We start from the raw sequence: 1,255 nt of genomic DNA, 5'->3' as shown, positions 1-1,255 counted from the left end.
TCAGTATCTGCCGCACTAAGGAATTCATCCAAATTCGTTATGCCGTCATTGTTAGTATCAAGGCTAGCATCTGCTGCATCATTTGGGTTGAGGTTGTGATCAAACTCCCAACCATCTGGAATACCATCCACATCGCTATCAGCGCTATTAGGGTCAGTTTGCGCAGCGAATTCCTCTCGGTTGCTCAAACCATCGTTGTCTTGGTCAATAAATGCATCGCTGGCATCTTGTGGGTCCAAGCCGAACTGGATCTCCCATACATCCGGCAAGCCGTCATTATCACTGTCTGCATTATCGCTTGTAGCAGACGTAACAAAACTAAGGGTGTCACTGCTAACCATTTCGCCAAGTAAATTATAAGCGTCTACACGAACATAATAATGAGTCGCAGGATCAAGGTTCACAAGATTCACTTGGTGACTCAGCGCACTATCTATATTGGCTTCTTTGTAAGATAAGTCATCGATCGCCGTACCAAAGCTTACCTGGCCAATTGCTTGATCGGTATTGGCCCATTCAACAAGCGCGGTGTTTGTTGAAATAAAGCTTACGTCCGGCTGCGAGCTGAAAGCAGGCAAGGGTAGATCGATCAAGCTACCGGAGTTAAAAGAAATTGTTTGGAAAGATGTTTGGTTGCCCACAATGTCAGCCAACACATATCGTAGCTCATAGCTGCTATTGGGGATTAGCTCTTGAAGCAGAATAAAGTGCGACAGCTTCTCGGATTGTGAGCCCGCTGCTTGCCAATCAGCAGAACCTTCAGGTCTATATTCTACAAATACAACCGACAATTCATCACTTACTAAGCTTAAGCTTGCAAGCTCACCGAAACTTTCAAGAACCGGTGTTGCGGTCAGAATTGGCGCAGTGTTGTCTGAACTTGTTGAAATACTTCTTAGCTTACTAGAGGCAACTTCGATAAGCGTATTAATTTGCTTGCTTGCTGTATATCCGTGATGATCAGTGGAATATGCGGTACAAGTATAGCTATTACCTTCCACTAAAGTGGTCAAAGTAAGCGTGTGTTTCTTAGTTGGTTTAGATACGTGCACTTCAAGCGTCGCGGCGGCGCTTGTACATACCAATCGCGCATCAGCGTTTACATCGGTTTCCCAGTAGACACTAAGCGTGGCACCGCTAAGTTCGAGAACCTCCACTTCCGACATAAAGTGAGGATCGCCTTGATGGCCTCTAACTTTACTGCGGAAGGACATAACCTCACTCATTGCAAGATTACCTTGCGCATCAGCGGTCT

1 pseudogene is annotated in these 1,255 nt (G+C 45.7%); it reads right to left on the bottom strand.

The features are described 5' to 3' along the window. Positions 1-1,226: pseudogene (locus tag A3729_RS19435) on the bottom strand (fibronectin type III domain-containing protein); the annotation flags it as partial. Positions 1,227-1,255: the final 29 nt, after the last annotated feature.

Source organism: Oleiphilus sp. HI0043, from assembly GCF_001634935.1.
Note: the sequence above shows the minus strand (reverse complement) of the source record. Positions and strands in the feature narration are given on the sequence as shown.